Source organism: Streptomyces dysideae, from assembly GCF_001514305.1.
Taxonomy (GTDB): domain Bacteria; phylum Actinomycetota; class Actinomycetes; order Streptomycetales; family Streptomycetaceae; genus Streptomyces; species Streptomyces dysideae.
Map to the genome: position 1 here is coordinate 37,844 of NZ_KQ949105.1, position 17,237 is coordinate 55,080.

10 protein-coding genes are annotated in these 17,237 nt (G+C 69.9%); 3 read left to right on the forward strand and 7 right to left on the reverse strand.

Annotation, left to right across the window (positions count from 1 at the left end):
- Positions 1-300 precede the first annotated feature (300 nt).
- Positions 301-1,281 carry a LacI family DNA-binding transcriptional regulator gene (locus tag AQJ91_RS35780; RefSeq protein ID WP_234383237.1) on the forward strand — a complete coding sequence of 327 codons (981 nt, stop codon included), beginning with the start codon at positions 301-303 and terminating at the stop codon, positions 1,279-1,281.
- A gap of 53 nt (positions 1,282-1,334) precedes the next feature.
- Here AQJ91_RS35780 and AQJ91_RS35785 read toward each other — a convergent pair whose 3' ends face one another.
- The 7 genes from AQJ91_RS35785 to AQJ91_RS35815 form a co-directional block, all read right to left on the reverse strand.
- A complete protein-coding gene (locus tag AQJ91_RS35785) occupies positions 1,335-3,098 on the reverse strand; it encodes a cellulase family glycosylhydrolase (RefSeq protein ID WP_067029968.1) in 1,764 nt (587 codons plus the stop codon).
- Between the two features lie 115 nt (positions 3,099-3,213).
- On the reverse strand, positions 3,214-4,725 hold the full coding sequence (locus tag AQJ91_RS35790) for a glycoside hydrolase family 43 protein (protein ID WP_067029972.1): 1,512 nt from the start codon (positions 4,723-4,725) through the stop codon (positions 3,214-3,216).
- 226 nt (positions 4,726-4,951) lie between these two features.
- Positions 4,952-6,937 (reverse strand): beta-galactosidase, encoded by a 1,986-nt coding sequence (locus tag AQJ91_RS35795; protein ID WP_067029975.1) that lies wholly within the window; start codon positions 6,935-6,937, stop codon positions 4,952-4,954.
- The gene (locus AQJ91_RS35800) at positions 6,934-7,983 is read right to left on the reverse strand and encodes a LacI family DNA-binding transcriptional regulator (protein WP_067029977.1); all 1,050 of its coding nucleotides are present in this window, start codon (positions 7,981-7,983) and stop codon (positions 6,934-6,936) included. The genes AQJ91_RS35795 and AQJ91_RS35800 overlap by 4 nt, the downstream gene beginning before the upstream one ends.
- A 120-nt stretch (positions 7,984-8,103) precedes the next feature.
- Positions 8,104-9,078: a carbohydrate ABC transporter permease gene (locus AQJ91_RS35805; RefSeq protein ID WP_079085472.1), complete on the reverse strand. Its 975-nt coding sequence runs from the start codon at positions 9,076-9,078 to the stop codon at positions 8,104-8,106.
- The gene (locus AQJ91_RS35810) at positions 9,075-10,022 is read right to left on the reverse strand and encodes an ABC transporter permease (protein WP_234383238.1); all 948 of its coding nucleotides are present in this window, start codon (positions 10,020-10,022) and stop codon (positions 9,075-9,077) included. The genes AQJ91_RS35805 and AQJ91_RS35810 overlap by 4 nt, the downstream gene beginning before the upstream one ends.
- Entirely contained in the window at positions 10,019-11,692 is a 1,674-nt protein-coding gene (locus AQJ91_RS35815) for an ABC transporter substrate-binding protein (RefSeq protein WP_067029979.1), read from the reverse strand. The genes AQJ91_RS35810 and AQJ91_RS35815 overlap by 4 nt, the downstream gene beginning before the upstream one ends.
- A gap of 195 nt (positions 11,693-11,887) precedes the next feature.
- Between AQJ91_RS35815 and AQJ91_RS35820 the strand changes: the two genes are divergently transcribed.
- Both AQJ91_RS35820 and yicI read left to right on the forward strand, forming a co-directional pair.
- Complete coding sequence (locus AQJ91_RS35820) at positions 11,888-14,761, forward strand: glycoside hydrolase family 3 protein (RefSeq protein ID WP_079085473.1); 2,874 nt, start codon at positions 11,888-11,890, stop codon at positions 14,759-14,761.
- Complete coding sequence (gene yicI, locus AQJ91_RS35825) at positions 14,758-17,046, forward strand: alpha-xylosidase (RefSeq protein ID WP_067029982.1); 2,289 nt, start codon at positions 14,758-14,760, stop codon at positions 17,044-17,046. The genes AQJ91_RS35820 and yicI overlap by 4 nt, the downstream gene beginning before the upstream one ends.
- The last annotated feature ends 191 nt before the right edge of the window (positions 17,047-17,237 follow it).

Here is a 17,237-nt window from a genome sequence, read left to right on the forward strand (position 1 = left end):
TATCGCTCTTGAACCGTACGGTTGAATGCGTCTTGCGAGGGGGGAAGATCCACTTATTGGCTGTTCAAAGGGGGTACTTGCGCGCCCCGTCGATGCTTCTCCAAGGTGCGAAAGTCGGGGGGTACACTTTCGTTAGCGTGGGCAGGCGGTGAAGCCTGGCGACCCCGACAGTGCGGGGTGCCAGAATGACCGCTTCATTGGGTGAGGGGATGGGGACAGACAGCCGTGCCGGACGACCAGTCAGCAACACCATCGTCGGAAGAGACGGAAGAGCAGAGCGCTCGCGGTGGGGGGACGTCGGTGGTCACCATCGCGTACATCGCCGAGTCCGCCGGTGTCTCGGTGCCCACGGTGTCGAAGGTGCTCAACGGCCGGTCCGGCGTGTCGGACGAGACCCGGGCCCGCGTCGAGGAGCTGATCCACCGGTACGGCTACCGCAAGCCGCCCAAGAACCGCAGCAATCTCGTCGAGCTGGTGTTTCGCGAGCTGGAGAACATGTGGGCCGTGGAGATCATCCGCGGCGTCGAACGGGTGGCACGCAGGAACAAGGTCAACGTCCTGGTGTCGGAGTTCGGTCTCAAGGACACGCCGTCCAGGTCCATGAACGACACGGCGGGGCGGCGCCCGCAGTGCGTCCTGTCGGTGGCGCAGCTGTCGGAGGAGGAGCGGGACCAGCTGAAGGCGATGGGCGTTCCGTTCGTGGTCTTCGATCCGAACGAAGAGCTTCCCGACGATGTTCCGTTCGTCGGTGCCACCAACTGGAGGGGCGGCCAGGCCGCCACCCGGCACCTGCTCGACCTGGGACACCGGCGCATCGCCATGATCGGGGGGCCTGACCATCCTTTCTGTCACGCGCGTCTGGCCGGCTACACCTCAGCCCTCACGGAAGCCGGCCTGCAAGTGGATCCGGACCTGGTGGTCAAGACCCTCCTCACCCGCGAGCACGGCTGCACGGCCGCCCGCGACCTGCTCTCCCGGCCCGACCGCCCCACAGCTGTCTTCACCACCAACGACATGCAGGCGCTCGGCGTCTACCAGGCCGCGCGCGAGTTCGGGCTGAGCATCCCGGGAGACCTGAGCGTGGTGGGCTTCGACGACGTACCGGCCGTGGCCTGGGTGGACCCGCCCCTGACCACGGTCCACCAGCCCCTGGCCGAGATGGCGGTGGCCGCCACCGAGCTGGCCCTGGCCCTGGGCCGCGGCGAGGACGTGCCCCAGTTCGGACTGGAGATCGCGACCACGCTCACCGTCCGGGAGAGCACGGCCCCGCCGAAGAGCTGAACGGAACGGGAGGACACCCCGGGCGCCGGGTGCGGCACCCGGGGCGAGGGAGGTCAGCCGACGGTGCCGGTCACCGAGCTTCCGGACTTCGTCACCTGATACGTGACGGTGGCTCCGCTCCAGAAATGGAAGGTGAGCGTCACCTGGGCGTTGTCACGCAGTGAGTTGACGAACTTCGGGGTGAGAAGCAGTGCGTTGCCTGGGTAGTCGGGGGAGAAGGCTTCGTTGAACTCCTGGAAGGAACTCCAGTTCGTCGGGCCGGCGTTGCTGCCGTCGGCGTATGTGGCCTCCATGGTCGCCAGCAGGTCGCCGCGGAACTGGGTGGGGATGGTGACACCGCTGGTGCTGCTGCCGGTCGCGTCGGAGAGTACCGGCCGGTCGTACGTGGTCACGTAGATCTGCCAGGGGATGCCCCGGGAGAACCGTGCCTGGATCGTCGCGTTGACCCCGTAGGCGCGGTCGTCGGCCAGCCGGGTCAGCGCGGAGGCCGTGAGCGTGAGCTGGTTGCCGGAGACGGTGTAGTCCCGGCCCTGAACGAGCTTCCTTTCGCCCTGCCAGAGCCCTAGGAACTTAGAACCGTTGGGGTTCAGAGTGAGGGTCTTGGCCGTGATCGCGCCGGACTTGGCGAGGAAGACGCGGTCCGAGGAGGCGGTTCCCGAGCGGGTGGTCCAGCTCGACTTGATCTGGTCGATGACTGCGGGGTCGCGCCACTGGAACGTGGTGCGGTTGAGGAAGTTGTAGGCGTCCCACAGGGCCGTGGTCACTCCGGCCGTGCGGGCTTCGTGGCCGAATTGCTCGAAGTACTTCAGCGCCTCGCCCTGTTCGACGCGGGGCGGGTGGGTGTGGTCGGGGTACTTCAGCAGTCCGTACTCGCCCACGTAGACGGGGATGCCCTTGGAGGTGAGGGTGTTGCGGATCCGGGTGAAGGTGTCGCTCATCTCCTTCTGCGCGGTGGCGTCGAACCGCGTGCCGCCGGCGACGTTCACGCTGAAGGGGTACCAGCCGTAGTAGTGCACGGTGGCCACGAGGTTGGGGTCGTTCAGCGACTTCATCTCGCTGACCAGGATGTCGAGGAAGTCCTGGACGGCATTGGTGTGCAGGGTGGGCAGCACGAGCAGACGGGTCGCGTTGTTGCCGCCTGACTTGCGCACCAAGGTGTGGAACGCGGTGTTCAGTTCGTTGTTGTACTGGTGCCCCTGGGCCTCGGTGGTGTTGTTGAACTGCGGCTCGTTGTTGCTCTCGAAGAGCAGCGTCTTCGGGGAGTCCCTGAACGTGGCCGCGATCTGCGTCCAGGTGGCCTTGAAGCGGGCCAGGACGTTGTCGTGGTCGGTGGGCATGGTGGCGATCCACTGCCACGAGTCGTGGTGGACGTTGAGCACGACGTAGAGACCGTCTGCCAGCGCCCAGTCGACTACCTGCTTGACGCGGTTCATCCACGCCGCGTCGATCGTGTAGGGGGCGGTGGAGGACTGGTGGTCGGTCCACGTCACGGGGATGCGGACGCTGCGGAAGCCCTGGGCCTTGATGGTGTCGAACAGGGCCTCGGTGACCGGCGGGTTGCCCCAGGAGGTCTCGTCGGGGATGGCGTCCAGGGTGTTGCCCAGGTTCCAGCTGGGCTGCATCGCAGCCACCGTGTCCATCGGGGTGGCCGCGAGCTTGGGCAGCTGAAGCCGTATCAGGGACCTGTCCTGGTGGCTCGGTACGGCGAACGCGGTGGTGCTGGTCAGCCCGATCGCGGCGACCAGCGCCAGGAGGAGACCGAGCACACGGCCGGGACCGCGTGTGCGGTGGCCTGTGGGGTGGTGCGTTCCCTTCATCTCTGACCCTTCTCTGTTGGGTGAGCGGTGGGTTCCGCCCGTGGGGGGTAGGTGGTCGAGGGGGTGGCCGGTCGTCTCCGGGCGGTGACGTGGTGCCTTGGCCCGTGGCGCTGGTTCAGGGGGTGAGCGGCTCGTAGTCGAACCAGTCGAAGTGGACGGTCCCTTCGGCGGCGTACATGCCGATGACGCGGCCGGTGAAGCCGCCGGCCACCTCGGTCGACAGATAGCGGCCGTCGAGCGTGCCGAGCACGGTGAACGTGCCGTCCGGCTCCTCGACGCCGAGGGTGAGGGTGTCGGGCCCCGTGCGGGCGTCCTGCGGTGGGGTGAGAGCGATCCGGACGCCGAGGGTCACGGGGCCGACGGGCACGGACCGGGACCCCACGACGGTGCGCAGGGAGCCGGCGCGGCCTACCACCCGCACTTCTCCTGCGGACACCTCGATCTCGTAGTGGTGCTCCTCGTCCAGGCGGACGGCGAGGCCGCCGCGCCCTTCCGCCGGATCGATCAGCGTGCGTACCCGGCACTCCAGGTGCTGCTGGCGGCGGCCGATGAACACGACGTCCGGCTCGTCCAGGGACTCGCCGCGGGCGCGCAGGGTCAGCCAGCCGGACCGTTCCTTGGTGGTGCAGTACTCCGCCGGCCGGTCGCGCACGGAGATCCACTGCGGCGGCAGTTCGCTGAGGTCGAAGTCGTCCCGGCCGGCCTCGGCGGGGCCGGGGACCAGCGGCCAGGAGGGTGCGGGCATGTCGGGCGACACCTCGCCGATGACGGGCCAGCCGTCCACCCACTCGACGGGCGCCAGGAAGGTCTCGCGGCCCAGCACATGCCAGCCCGGCGTGCCACCGTGCGGTCGGACGGCCAGGAACATCATCCACCACGAGCCGTCGGGCCCCTGGACCAGATCCGCGTGACCGGTGTTCTGGATGGGGCGGTCGGTTCCACGGTGGGTCAGGATCGGGTTGTCCGGGCACGGTTCGAACGGGCCGTCCGGCGTGCGGGCGCGGGCGATGGAGACGCCGTGGCCGCGTTCGGTGCCTCCCTCGGCGATGAGCAGGTACCAGTACTCACCGATGCGGTACAGGTGCGGGGCCTCCGGGGCCTTGGCATCGGGACCGCCGGACCAGAGCTTGTGCGGCGTTCCGGAGGTCTCGCCGGTGTGGGGGTCGAGGCGGACCTGCCACACCCCGGCGACCGTGCACCAGCAGGTACCGTCCTCGTCCCAGGCAAGATCTGGGTCGATGCCGTGGACCCCCGGCAGCCGGACCGGGTCGGACCAGGGCCCGGCCGGGTCGCTGGCGGTGAAGAGCATATTGCCGCCGCCTTCGCGCACATTGGTGACGACCAGCCAGAACCGGCCGTCGTGGTGGCGCAGGGTGGGGGCGTAGATGCCGCGCGACGACGCCATGTCCGGGGGCAGCTGAAGCTGGCTCGGCCGGTCCAGGGCGTTGCCGATCTGCGTCCAGTGCACCAGGTCGCGGCTGTGGAAGACAGGGATGCCGGGGAAGTACTCGAAGCTGGAGCAGACGACGTAGTAGTCGTCGCCCACGCGGCAGACGCTGGGGTCGGGGTGGAAGCCGGCAATGACGGGGTTGGGGAAGGTGGCGTCCGTCTGCTGCTTGTCTGACACTCGGTCAAGTCCTTTCGATGGTGCGGTCGTCGCGGTGCGGCGGCGGTCGGTCAGGGCGCGCCCGGCGCCGAGGCGAGGGAGCACGGCGTACGCAGGCGTGGGCAGCGTCGACGTGAGGTTCGGTGGCCCGGTGGGAGGGCCGACGGCGCGCTGGTCGTGATCGCCCCTTCTGGGTGGGGGGCGGGGCGGCGGGTCCTGCCCGGCTGCGGAACGGCCCGGCCGGAGTTCAGGCCATGCGGAGCACCGCGCAGCCGCCGGGCGGCAGTTCGGACACCGTGCCGCCGGTGAGCAGGTCGTGGGCGGGCTCGGGCAGGGGCACCTGTTCGGTGCTGTGGTTGATCAGGAAGCGCCAGCGGCGTCCGTCCGGGGCGTGCCGGGTGACGGCCTCGACCTGCGCGGGCAGGCCCGGCATCTCGGGGCCCACCTGCGCCGCGTCGAGCAGCCGCGCGACCAGGGCGGCGTAGTCGGGGTCGTCGAGGCGGGTGGAGAGGTACCAGCCCTGCCCGGTCCCGAAGCGGTGACGGGTCAGCGCCGGGGCGCCGGTGAGCATTCCCTGGGTGTAGGCGGCGAGCGTCTCGGCGCCCTCGGCGCGCAGAGCCTCGCTCCAGACAGTGCCGTGCGACCCGTCCGACAGGGCGATGCGCTCGTCCCGCCGCAGCGGCCGGTACTCCTCGACACGGATGCCCAGCGCCTCGCGCAGGGGAGCGGCCGGGTAGCCGCCGAGACGGGCGTGGAGGCGCTCATCGACGTAGCCGCTCGCGTGCTGGACGAGCAGCGTCCCGCCGCCGGCGGCGTAGCGGCGCAGATTCTCGGCGCCTTCGTCGGTCAGGAGGAACAGACCCGGAGCGATGACGAGCGGGTAGCGGCTCAACTCGTCCTCGGGATGAGCGAAGTCGACCGTCACGCCGGCCTCCCACAGCGTGCGGTGCGCTCGGCCGAGTGCCGCGTGATAGTCGAGCTCCGGCGAGGGCAGGCCGTCCACGCCGAGTGCCCACCAGGCGTCCGAATCGTGCAGGACCGCCACCGGTGCGGTGACCGTCGACCCCGCCAACTCGCCGAGCCGGGCGACCGCCTCCCCGACCTGCGTGACCTCGCGGAAGATCCGGCTGTCGGGCCCCGCGTGCGAAACCATCGCCGAGTGCCAGGTCTCGGCGCCGGCCCGGGACTGCCGCCACTGGAAGAAGAGGGCGCCCTCCGAACCGCGGGCGATGTGGCCGAGGGTGTGGCGCAGGATGTCCCCGGGGTCCTTGGCGAGGATCCGGTCGCCGTCGTAGACGGTGTTGGTGCCCTGCTCCATCAGCAGCCAGGGACGGCCGCCGCCCAGGGAACGGGCGCGGTCCGCGTGGAAGGCGACGTCGGCGGCGGCGCCCAGGCCGGGGTCGCTCGGGTACTGGTCGGAGGTGACCAGGTCCAACTCCCGGGCGAAGGCGCGCAGGTCGATGTTCTGGTAGGCGGGCAGCATCAGGTTGGTCGTCACCGGCCGGTCGCTGTGCGCGCGGATCGCGTCACGCTGCTCGCGGTAGGCGGCGATCACCACGTCGGACCAGAAGCGTCGGAAGTCCAGCTCCTGGCCGGGGTTCTTGTGCCAGTTCGTCGCACGCGGCGGCAGCACCTGCTCCCAGGAGGTGTAACGCTGGCTCCAGAAGGCCGTCCCCCAGGCCTCGTTGAGGACGTCCAGCGAACCGTGCCGGGCGCGCAGCCACACCCGGAAGGCGGCGGCGGTGTGGTCGCAGTAGCACAAGGTGGCGTACTCGTTGTGCACGTGCCACAGCGCGAGGGCGGGATGGTCGCCGTATCGCTCAGCGAGCGCGGAGGCGATCCGGCGGGCCGTGCTGCGGTAGGCGGGTGCGGTGAGGCAGTACGTGTCGCGGCTGCCGTGGACGAGGCGGGTGCCGTCGGGGTGGACCGTCAGCGCGTCGGGGTGGGCCAAGGTGAACCAGGGCGGCGGGGAGGCGGTGGGGGTGGCGAGGTCGACGGCTACCCCGTTCGCGTGCAGGCGGTCCAGGTGGGCGTCGAGCCAGGCGAAGTCGTAGCGGCCTTCCTCCGGCTCCAGCAGGGCCCAGGAGAAGACGCCGACGGTGGCCAGATTGACCCTGGCCCGGCGCATCAGCTCGTCGTCCTCCTTCCACACCGGCTCGTCCCACTGCTCGGGGTTGTAGTCCCCGCCGAAGGCGAGTCCGCCCAGGCGGTCGGTCAGGCTGCGCGAGGTCATGACGGGTCCTTGGCGTTAGAGGGTGTTGCACCTGCCGGCCCACTGCTCTGACGCTCTGTCAAAACAGGTGGCAGTAAAACGCGTTCGTCCACCGGCTGCTCCTGCCGTTGGGCGGCGGCAAGCCGGCTCATCATCTGCTCGACCGCCACGCGGCCGAGTTCCTGCGCCGAGCCGGAGACGGAGGTGAGGGCGGGTGAGTGCTGTTCGGCGAGCCGGTCCGGGCACAGGGCGACGACCGAGGCGGCTTCGGGAACCGGACGTCCGCCGCTGCGCAGCAGGCTGAGCAGCGGGCCGATCGCTCTCTCGTTCTGCACCACGAACCCGGTGGTCTCCGGCCGGTCGGCCAGGATCCGGGCGAGTGTCCCGGCGGTGCCCTCGTAGGTGCCCTCGCAGGGACGGTGCAGGAAGCGCAGGCCACGCAGTTGCGCCCGCTCGCGGAAGCCCGCCAGTGTGCGCTCGGCGTATCCGGCATGCCGTGCATAGACGCCCGGTTCGTATCCGATGAAGGCGACGTCCCGGTGACCGAGGTCGGCCAGGTCGTCCGCGCTCAGGGCTCCGGCCGCGGCGAAGTCGTGGTCGACGCAGGACAGCCCGAGTGGGTCGTCGGGCAGGCCGATGAGTACGGCCTGCGTGCCCGCGGCCCGCAGCGCGGGCACGCGTTTGTCGCCCAGTTCCACGTCCATGAGGATCACGCCGTCCGCCAGCCCGCTGGTCGCGACCCGGCGTACCCCCGCCGGCCCCTCGTCGTTGGTGACCAGCAGGACGTCGTAGCCGTGCCTGCGGGCGGCCGTGGTCACGGAGACGGCGATCTCCATCATCACCGGGACGTACACGTCGGTGCGCAGCGGCACCACCAGGGCGATGATGTGCGAGCGGCGGCCGGCCAGCGCGCGGGCGCCCGCGTTGGGGTGGTAGCCGAGCGCGGCCACGGAACGCCGGACACGACGCCGGGTCTCCTCGGAGATCGGGCGCTTGCCGTTCAGCACGTAGCTGACCGTGCTGGACGAGACGCCCGCGTGTCTGGCCACGTCGGCGATGGTCGCCATGAGGGTGTCTCCGTGTCCTTTCCGTGGGAGGGGGGTGGGGAGCGGCTCCGCTCCGGCAGCGGGGATGGGCAGGGGGAGCCGCTCCCGGTCCAGGGGCGGGCGCGTTGCGGTCCGGCCGGGTCAGCCCTTGATCGCGCCCGTGAGCACGCCGGTGCGGAAGTGCTTCTGGACGAACGGGTAGACCACCAGCAGCGGTACGAGCGTCAGGACGACCACCGCCATCTGCAGCGACAGCGGAGCGGTCTGCGCGGTCGCGGAACCGAAGCCGGAGTTGACCGAGCCCGGCAGGCCCACGCCCCGGTTGACGTAGGTCAGCAGCACGTACTGCAGCGGCCACTTCTCGCTCTCCGTCGGCATGTACAACATGACGTTGAAGAAGGAGTTCCAGTAGCCCACCCCGTAGAAGAGGGCGATCACCGCGGTCACCGCCCGTGAGGTGGGCAGGACGACGGACCACAGGATCCGCCAGTCGCCGGCACCGTCCATCCGGGCCGCGTCGATCAGCTCGCCGGAGGTCGACGAGTAGAAGGAGCGCAGCACCAGGATGTTGAAGACGGAGACGGAGCCCGGCAGGATCAGCGCCCACCACTGGTTGTAGCCGCCGAGCCCGGTGACCACCAGGAAGGTGGGGATCATGCCGCCGCTGACGAACATCGTGACGATCAACAGGACCAGGATGGGGCGGTGCCCGAACGAGCGGGAACGGGACATGCCGTACGCGCACAGCACCGAGACCACCATCGACAGGGCGGTGCCGACCCCGGTGATGCCGAGACTCACCAGCAGCGCGGTGCGCACCGTCGAGTCGCCCAGCATCTCCCGGTAGGCCTGGAGGCTCAGGCCGTCCGGCCAGGTCACCAGGCCGCCCGCCCGGTTGACGGCGCCGGGGGAGGAGACACTGGTGAGGACGATGATGTAGAGCGGGACCAGGACCGCAGCCAGCATCGCGCCGAGGGTCAGCCCTTTCGCGGTCTGCCCGGCGGCGGTCGGCGGCTCCTCCCAGGCGGGGCGCGCGGACCGTGCTGCGCGGCGGGCGGTCGGGGCCGTGGTGCAGTTCTTCGCGCGTCTGCGGCCGATCGTGAAGGTGTTGGTCATTTCCGGTACAACCCGTCCTCGCCGAAGGCGTGCGCCAGCTTGTTGGCACCCCAGATGAGCAGCAGCGAGATGACGCTCTTGAAGAGGCCGGCCGCCGCGCCGTAGCTGTAGTCGTTGGTGGCGATGCCGTAGTAGAAGGAGAAGGTGTCCAGGACGTCGGCGGCGTCGTGGCCGACCGCGGCACGTTGGATCAGGAACTGCTCGAAGCCCACCGACAGGGCGTTGCCGAGTCGCAGCACGAGCATCAGGATGATGACCCCGCGCAGGCCGGGCAGCGTGATGTGCCACATGCGCCGCCAGCGCCCCGCACCGTCCGCTGCCGCCGCCTCGTACAGTTCGGAGTTGATCGCGGCGAGCGCGGCAAGGAAGATGATGATGCCCCAGCCGGCCTCCTTCCACACCGCCTGGGAGGTGACCAGCAGCGCGAAGGTGTCCGGGTTGGTCATGATGTCCCAGGTGCCGATGTCGTGCGTGCGCAGGAAGTGGTTGAGCACACCGGCGCCGCCGAGCATCTGCTGGAAGATCGTGATGGTGAGCACCCATGAGAAGAAGTGCGGCAGGTAGACGATCGACTGGAAGAAGTTGCGGATCCGTTCGCTGATGACGGTGTTCAGCAGCAGGGCCAGCGCGATCGGGATCGGGAAGAAGAGGATCAGCTGGACGAAGCTGAGGTAGATCGTGTTCTTCAGCGTCTGCCAGAACACCGGGTCGTCGAGGAGACGCGTGAACTGGTCGAGGCCGGCCCAGTCGCTGTGCCGGACCCCGATCAGCGGGTCGTAGTACTGGAACGCCGTGACGATGCCGAACAGCGGCGCGTAGTTGAAGACCAGCAGCAGGACGATCGAGGGCACCGTCATGATCAGCAGCGTCCGGTCGCGGCGCAGTCTGATCCGCCAGTTCAGCCGCTCGGAGCGCCGCGCCTGCCGGGCCTCGGCAGTGCTCACTGGCCGGTCCCGTACTTGTCGAGGACGTTGTCGGTCATCCAGTTCTTCAGCCGCTGCCCGCTGCTCGACTTCCAGCTGGTGATGGCGGCCTGCACATCCGACACCTTCTTCTTGCCGCGCGTGCAGTCCATGATCGTGTCCTCGACGGTCTGGGCGGCGAGGGCCGTGGCGATCGACTGCGGCATGCTGATGTTCATGTTCCAGAAGACCGGCTTGTACAGCGCCTTCACGTTGGCCGCCTGCCAGGCCGCGTAGTCCTTGGTGACGACGGGCGCGCCCTGGTTGCTGATCACACCGGGCGGCTGGGCGAGGAATCCGTAGGTCGTCGGCTGGACGTACTTCTTGCCCGCGTCCGTGGCCGCCGGCGCTCCGTCCTTCATCGTGTGGTGGACGCCCTCGACACCGAAGTTGACCATGGTGTACTCGCGTGAACCGTAGGGCGCGGCCAGGTAGTCGGCGACCGCGAGAAGCTCCTCGATCTGGCGGGGCTTCAGGTTGGCGTTGAGATAGCTGACGATGCTGGTGGAGCCGCCCATGAAAGCGCGAGGCTTGCTCTTGCCGTCGGCGGCGATGTAGTTGAACGCGTCGCGCCGGTAGCTCTTGTTCGCCGCGGTGCCCGACTGGTAGTCGGCCAGGTTCCACGTGCCGGTGCCGCCGCCGACGATCAGCACCTTCCCGGAGTAGAAGCGGGTGTTGGAGGGGGTGTCCGCGAGGGCGTCCGGGTGCATGTAGCCGGCCTTGGCCAGTTTGTGGTGCCAGTCGAGCGCCTCCAGGAACTGCGGCAGCTCGTACTTGTGGACGAGCTTGCCGTCCTCGATCTTCCAGGTTGCGGGTACGTCCCAGGACGGGAAGAGGTAGGTCCACACCTGGTCGAAGGCCCACACGCCACGCTTGGCGTCGGTCAGTTCCTTGCCCAGGCTCATCAGGTCGTCGGCGGACCTCACGTCGTCGGCGGTGATGCCCTTCGGTTCCAGGACGTCGCGCCGGTAGAAGACGGTGCCGGCGGTGGCGAACCTGGTGGATCCGCCGGGTATGCCGTACAGCTTGTTGCCCCAGGCGCCGACCTGCCAGGCGCCGGAGGGGATCGCGGCGAGGTTGGGGTACTTCTTGATCTTGTCGCCGGACAGGTAGGGCGTCAGGTCCGCGAGCTGGCTGCCGGCCAGCTGGCCGACGCTGAAGGCGGCGTTCCACCAGGTTGGCAGCTGGATCCAGTCGGGCAGCCGCTTGGCGGCCGTCATCGTCGGGACGATGGTGGCGTAGTTGTTGCCGTCCGCCGGCTTGATCGTGAGGTCCACGCCCAGGGCCTTGTTCATGGCCTGGTAGAAGGAGTTTCCGGGCGGCGGCACGGTGCCCCACAGCGGTGTGACCGCGGTGTACTTGCCGCCCTTGCCCGGCACCCCGGAGACGGTGGTGGGGTGCTCGGTCGGGTAGTGCAGGAAGCCGGGGTCGGTGGCCGCGTCCGGGCCGTTCGACACCGAGGGGATGTCCGGCTTGAGGGACGTGCTCGGCACGTAGGCGGGCAGTGCCTTCTTCAGGCCCGACTCGCTGTTCGCGCCGGTCTGCCGGTCGCCGCCACCTCCGCAGGCGGAGAGCAGGGGGGCCAGAGCGGCGGCCCCGGCCACGGAGGCGGCTTTGCCGACGAAGCTTCTCCGGTTCAACTCGTTTGTCATGACGGAGGCCCTTTCCCCTTCGGCGCATCGAAGCGCTTCACTTGGCGGCGAACGTTAATGACATGTTTCTCGCGAAACAAGAGGGAGAACGCAAAGAAACTTTCTTGCTGGTTGACCATTGACAGCCTCAAGTCGCCGGTGGCAGCGTCGAAGCGCTTCAACACTCCGCAACCAGTCTGCTTAGGGGTTTGCCTCGTGGGTTCTCCGACCCTGTCCGCCGCCGACCGGCTTCCCTTCCGTGATCCCGCGCTGCCGATCGACAAGCGTGTCGACGACCTGCTCGGCCGCTTCACGCTCGACGAGCGGATCGCGCTGCTGCACCAGTACGCGCCGGCCGTCGAGCGCCTCGGCGTCGCCTCGTTCCGCACCGGCGCGGAGGCGCTGCACGGCGTCTCCTGGCTCGGCGAGGCGACCGTCTTCCCGCAGGCCGTGGGCCTGGGCGCGACCTGGGACGAGGACCTGGTCCACGAGGTCGCCGAAGCCGTGTCGGTCGAGCTGCGCGCCTTCCATTACCACCGCCCGACGGAGAACGGCATCGGCACCATCAGCCTCCAGGCGTGGGCCCCCGTGGTGAACCTGCTGCGCGACCCGCGCTGGGGCCGCAACGAGGAGGGCTACTCCGAGGACCCGGTGCACACCGCCCGGCTCGGCACGGCCTACTGCCGGGGCCTGTCCGGCGACCACCCCACCTACCTGCGGGTGGCTGCCGTGCTCAAGCACTTCCTCGCCTACAACAACGAGGACGACCGCTGCCTCACCTCCTCCGGCCTGCACCCCCGCGTCCTGAAGGAGTACGACCTGGCCGCGTTCCGCCCGGTCATCGCCTCGGGCGCGGCGACAGGGGTGATGGCCGCGTACAACCTGGTCAACGGCCGCCCCTGTCACGTCAGTCCGCTCCTGGAGACGGAACTGCGCAGCTGGGCCGTGCCGACCGGGCACGAACTGTTCTGCGTCAGCGACGCCGACGCGCCGTCCAACCTGTTCGACCCGGAGCACTACTTCGCCGACCACGTCGAGGGCCACGCCGCCGCGCTGAAGGCCGGTATCGACAGTTTCACCGACCAGAACGAGAACAGCTCGATCACGATCGCCCGGCTGCGCGAGGCCCTGGAACGCGGCCTGATCGACGAGGCCGACATCGACCGGGCCGTCCGCCGCCAGCTCCAACTCCGCTTCCGGCTCGGAGAGTTCGACCCGGACCTCGACCCGTACACCGGCATCGGCCCGGAGGTGATCGACTCCGCCGAGCACCGCGCCCTGGCCCTGCGGGCAGCGACCGAGTCGGTGGTGCTGCTCAAGAACGACGGCCTGCTGCCCCTGCGGGCGGACCGCGCACCGCGCGTCGCCGTCATCGGCCCGCTCGCCGACACCCTGTACGAGGACTGGTACAGCGGCACCCTGCCCTACCAGGTCGGCATCGCGACCGGGCTGCGCGCGGTGCTCGGCGACGTCGTCACGGTGGAGGGCGCCGACCGGATCGCCCTGTCCTCCCGCACCACGGGCGAACCGCTGGGCGGGACCACGTTCGACGTCACCGAGTGGGGCGACGGGGTGCTGACCCTGCGCGACACCGAAACCGGCCGCTACCTCACCCGCAAAGACGACGACTCGCTCGTCGCGGACCGTGAGGTGATCAAGACATGGTTCATCAACGAGACCTTCCTTCTGGAAGCCGATCCGGCGGGCGACGCCGACACCGTGCTCCTGCGTAACGTGCACACCGGTCGCTACGCCGTCGTCGACCCCGCCGACGGCCGGGTCACCGTCACCGCCGAGGCCCCCGAGGACGCCGAGCGCTGGCGGCGCGAGCTGCTGCGGGACGGCAAGGCGGAAGCCCGCGCCGCCGCCCAGGTGGCCGACGCGGCGATCGTCGTCCTCGGCAACCACCCGCTCATCAACGGCCGCGAGACCGAGGACCGTACCGGCACCGCACTGCCCGCCACCCAGGAGGCGCTGCTGCGCGAGGTCGCCGCGGTCTGCCCCGAGACGGCACTGGTCGTCATGAGCAGCTACCCCTACGCCCTCGACTGGGCCGACGCGCACCTGCCCGCCGTGGTGTGGACCTCCCACGGCGGGCAGGAAACCGGCGCGGGTCTGGCCGCCGTACTGCTCGGCGAGGCCGACCCGTCGGGCCGGCTCCCGCAGACCTGGTTCCGCGGCGACGACGAGCTCCCGCACCGGCTCGACTACGACATCATCAAGGCCGGCTGGACCTACCAGTACCACCGGGACGCGCCCCTGTACGCGTTCGGCCACGGCCTGTCCTACACCGACTTCGCCTGCAGCGACCTGCGGCTGTCCACGGCGACGGTGGCCCAGGGCGGAACCCTCGACATCTCGGTGACCTTGTCCAACACCGGCGCCAGGCCCGGAAGCGAGGTGGTCCAGCTCTACGTCCGCGCCCTCGAAGCCCGCTACGAGGCGCCCCGGTCGAAGCTCGCCGACTTCCGCAAGGTACGGCTCGAAGCCGGCGAAAGCCGGGAGCTGACCTTCCGGCTGCCCGCCGAAGCACTGGCCCACTGGGACGTCGCCACGGGCGCCTTCACCGTGGATCCGGGTGCGTACGAGGTCCTCGTCGCCCGCTCCGCCGAACACGTCGCCCTGACCGCGCCCTTGACGGTGACCGGCCCTGCCCCCGCTCCCCGCACGGTCATCGGCCGACGCACCCTGGCCGTCGACTTCGACGACTACAGCGACGTCACCCTCGTCGACGCCACCCGCACCGCCGGCGACGCGGTCACCCCGGCCGATCCCGCCCGCCCCGCGACCCTGATGTTCGACTCTGTCGACCTGACCGGCGCCACCCGCTTCGAGGCGGAGGTGGCACGCGAGGACACCGGGCCGGGCGAGGCACGCATCGAGGTCCGCGTCGGCGACCGGCTCCTGGCGGAGGTCGCCGTACCGGTCACCGGCAGCCGCTACACGTGGACCACGGTGACCGCCGACGCGGCGGTGCCCGGCGACGGTGTCCACGACCTGCGGCTGACCCTGCACGGCGACCTCCGACTCGCCTCCTTCCGCCTCGACACGCCGGCCGACGACCTGCGCGGCACGAAGGACGACCGATGAAGTTCACGGACGGCTACTGGCTGATGCGTCCGGGCTGCACCCCGCACTTCGCCACCGAGGTCGCGGACGTCCGCGCCGACGCGAACCGCATGACCCTCTACGCCCCCGTCAAGCACGTCACCCGTCGCGGGGGCACCCTCAACAGCCCGCTGCTGAGGGTGGAGTGCTGGTCCCCGGCCGAGGGCGTGATCGGGGTGCGCACCACCCACCACGCCGGATCCGTGCGCCGGGCACCGGAGTTCGCGCTGCCCGGCGCCGAGGACGGTGCAGGCAAGGTCCGCCGCGACGGCTCGCTGCTGGAGCTCACCTCCGGTGAACTGACCCTGCGCGTCGACTCCTCCCGGCCGTGGCATCTGGAGTTCGTCGCGGACGGGCGGGTGCTGACCTCCGCAGGCGAGCGGGGCAACGGGTTCGTCACCGACGCCGAGGGCCGCCACCACATGGTCGGGCAACTCGCCCTCGGCGTGGGCGAGTCGGTGTACGGCCTGGGCGAGCGGTTCACCCCGTTCGTCAAGAACGGCCAGGCGGTCGACATCTGGCAGTCCGACGGCGGCACCAGCAGCGAGCAGGCGTACAAGAACATCCCGTTCCACCTGACCAACCGCGGCTACGGCGTCTTCGTCAACCACCCCGGCAAGGTCAGCTACGAGGTCGGCTCGGAGAGCGTCGGCCAGGTCCAGTTCAGCGTCGAGGACCAGTCGCTGGAGTACTTCGTCGTGTACGGCCCCACCCCGAAAGAGGTCCTGGCACGCTACACCGCGCTCACCGGACGCCCCGCCCTGCCGCCGGCCTGGGCGCTGGGTCTGTGGCTGACCACGTCGTTCACCACCGACTACGACGAGGCCACGGTGGGCCGCTTCATCGACGGCATGGCCGAGCGCGGCATCCCGCTGAGCGTCTTCCACTTCGACTGCTTCTGGATGCGCGCCTACCAGTGGTGCGACTTCGACTGGGACCCCGAGACCTTCCCCGACCCGGCCGGCATGCTGGCCCGCCTCAAGGAGCGGGGACTGAAGATCTCCGCCTGGATCAACCCGTACATCGCCCAGAAGTCCCCGCTGTTCGAGGACGGCATGCGGGAAGGCCACCTCGTACGCCGTCCGGACGGCAGCGTGTGGCAGTGGGACCTGTGGCAGGCCGGCATGGCCCTGGTGGACTTCACCGACCCGGCCGCCCGCGACTGGTACACCGGCAAGTTGCGCACCCTGCTCGACCAGGGCGTCGACTGCTTCAAGACCGACTTCGGCGAGCGCGTTCCCACCGACGTGGTCTGGCACGACGGCTCCGACCCGGAGCGCATGCACAACTACTACACCCATCTCTACAACCAGGCCGTCTTCGAACTGCTGCGCGAGGAACGCGGCGAGGGCGAGGCGCTGCTCTTCGCCCGCTCGGCCACGGCCGGGGGCCAGCAGTATCCCGTGCACTGGGGCGGCGACTGCGACTCCCACTTCGTCGCCATGGCCGAGTCGCTGCGAGGCGGACTCTCCCTCGGTCTGTCCGGCTTCGGCTTCTGGAGCCACGACATCGGCGGCTTCGAAGGCACTCCCACCCCGACCGTCTTCAAGCGCTGGGTGCAGTTCGGCCTCCTGTCCTCGCACAGCCGCCTGCACGGCAGCAACTCCTACCGCGTCCCGTGGGACTACGGCGAGGAAGCCGTCGACGTCACCCGCGAGTTCACCCTCCTCAAGCACCGCCTCGCGCCCTACCTCCAGCGCGCCGCCCAGCAGGCACACGCGACGGGCGTCCCGGTGATGCGCGCCATGCTGCTGGAGTTCCCCGACGACCCCACCGCCGCCCTCCTGGACCGCCAGTACATGCTGGGCGACGACCTCCTCGTCGCCCCCGTCTTCAGCGACGACGGCACGGTCGAGTACTATGTGCCCCAGGGCACCTGGACCAACATCCTGACCGGCGCCCCGATCACCGGCCCGCGCTGGGTACGCGAGCAGCACGACTTCCACACCCTGCCGCTGCTCGCCCGCCCCGACTCGGTCATCCCCCTCGCGGCCGACGACCAACGCCCCGTCTCCGCCTGGGCGGACGGCGTCGAGCTGCGAGTCCACTCCTTCGCCGACGGAGCCGAACGCACGCTCGTGATCCCGCGCACCGACGGCCCCGGTGAGACGGCCCGCTTTCACGTACGCCGCGACGGCGACCGGCTTCTCGTGACGACCGACAGCCGGCACCCCTGGCACCTGCGTATCGGCGGCCCGGACGGCACCCTGCACACCAGCACCGCCGGACCGGCGGCGACCGACTTCCCCTACGGGAGCGAGGACTGAAGCCATGTCCGAGCAGCCGTGGTCCACGGAGCCGAGTTCGGCATCATCGTCCACCCAGGCATCCACGCTGTCCACGCCGCGGCCGAGTCCGGGTCCTTCTGCGGGGGCGACGTCCCCCACCGGCAGTACATGAACCGGCTCCACGGATCCACCGTCGCTCACCACTACCCAAGCCCGGACTGCCCCACCGA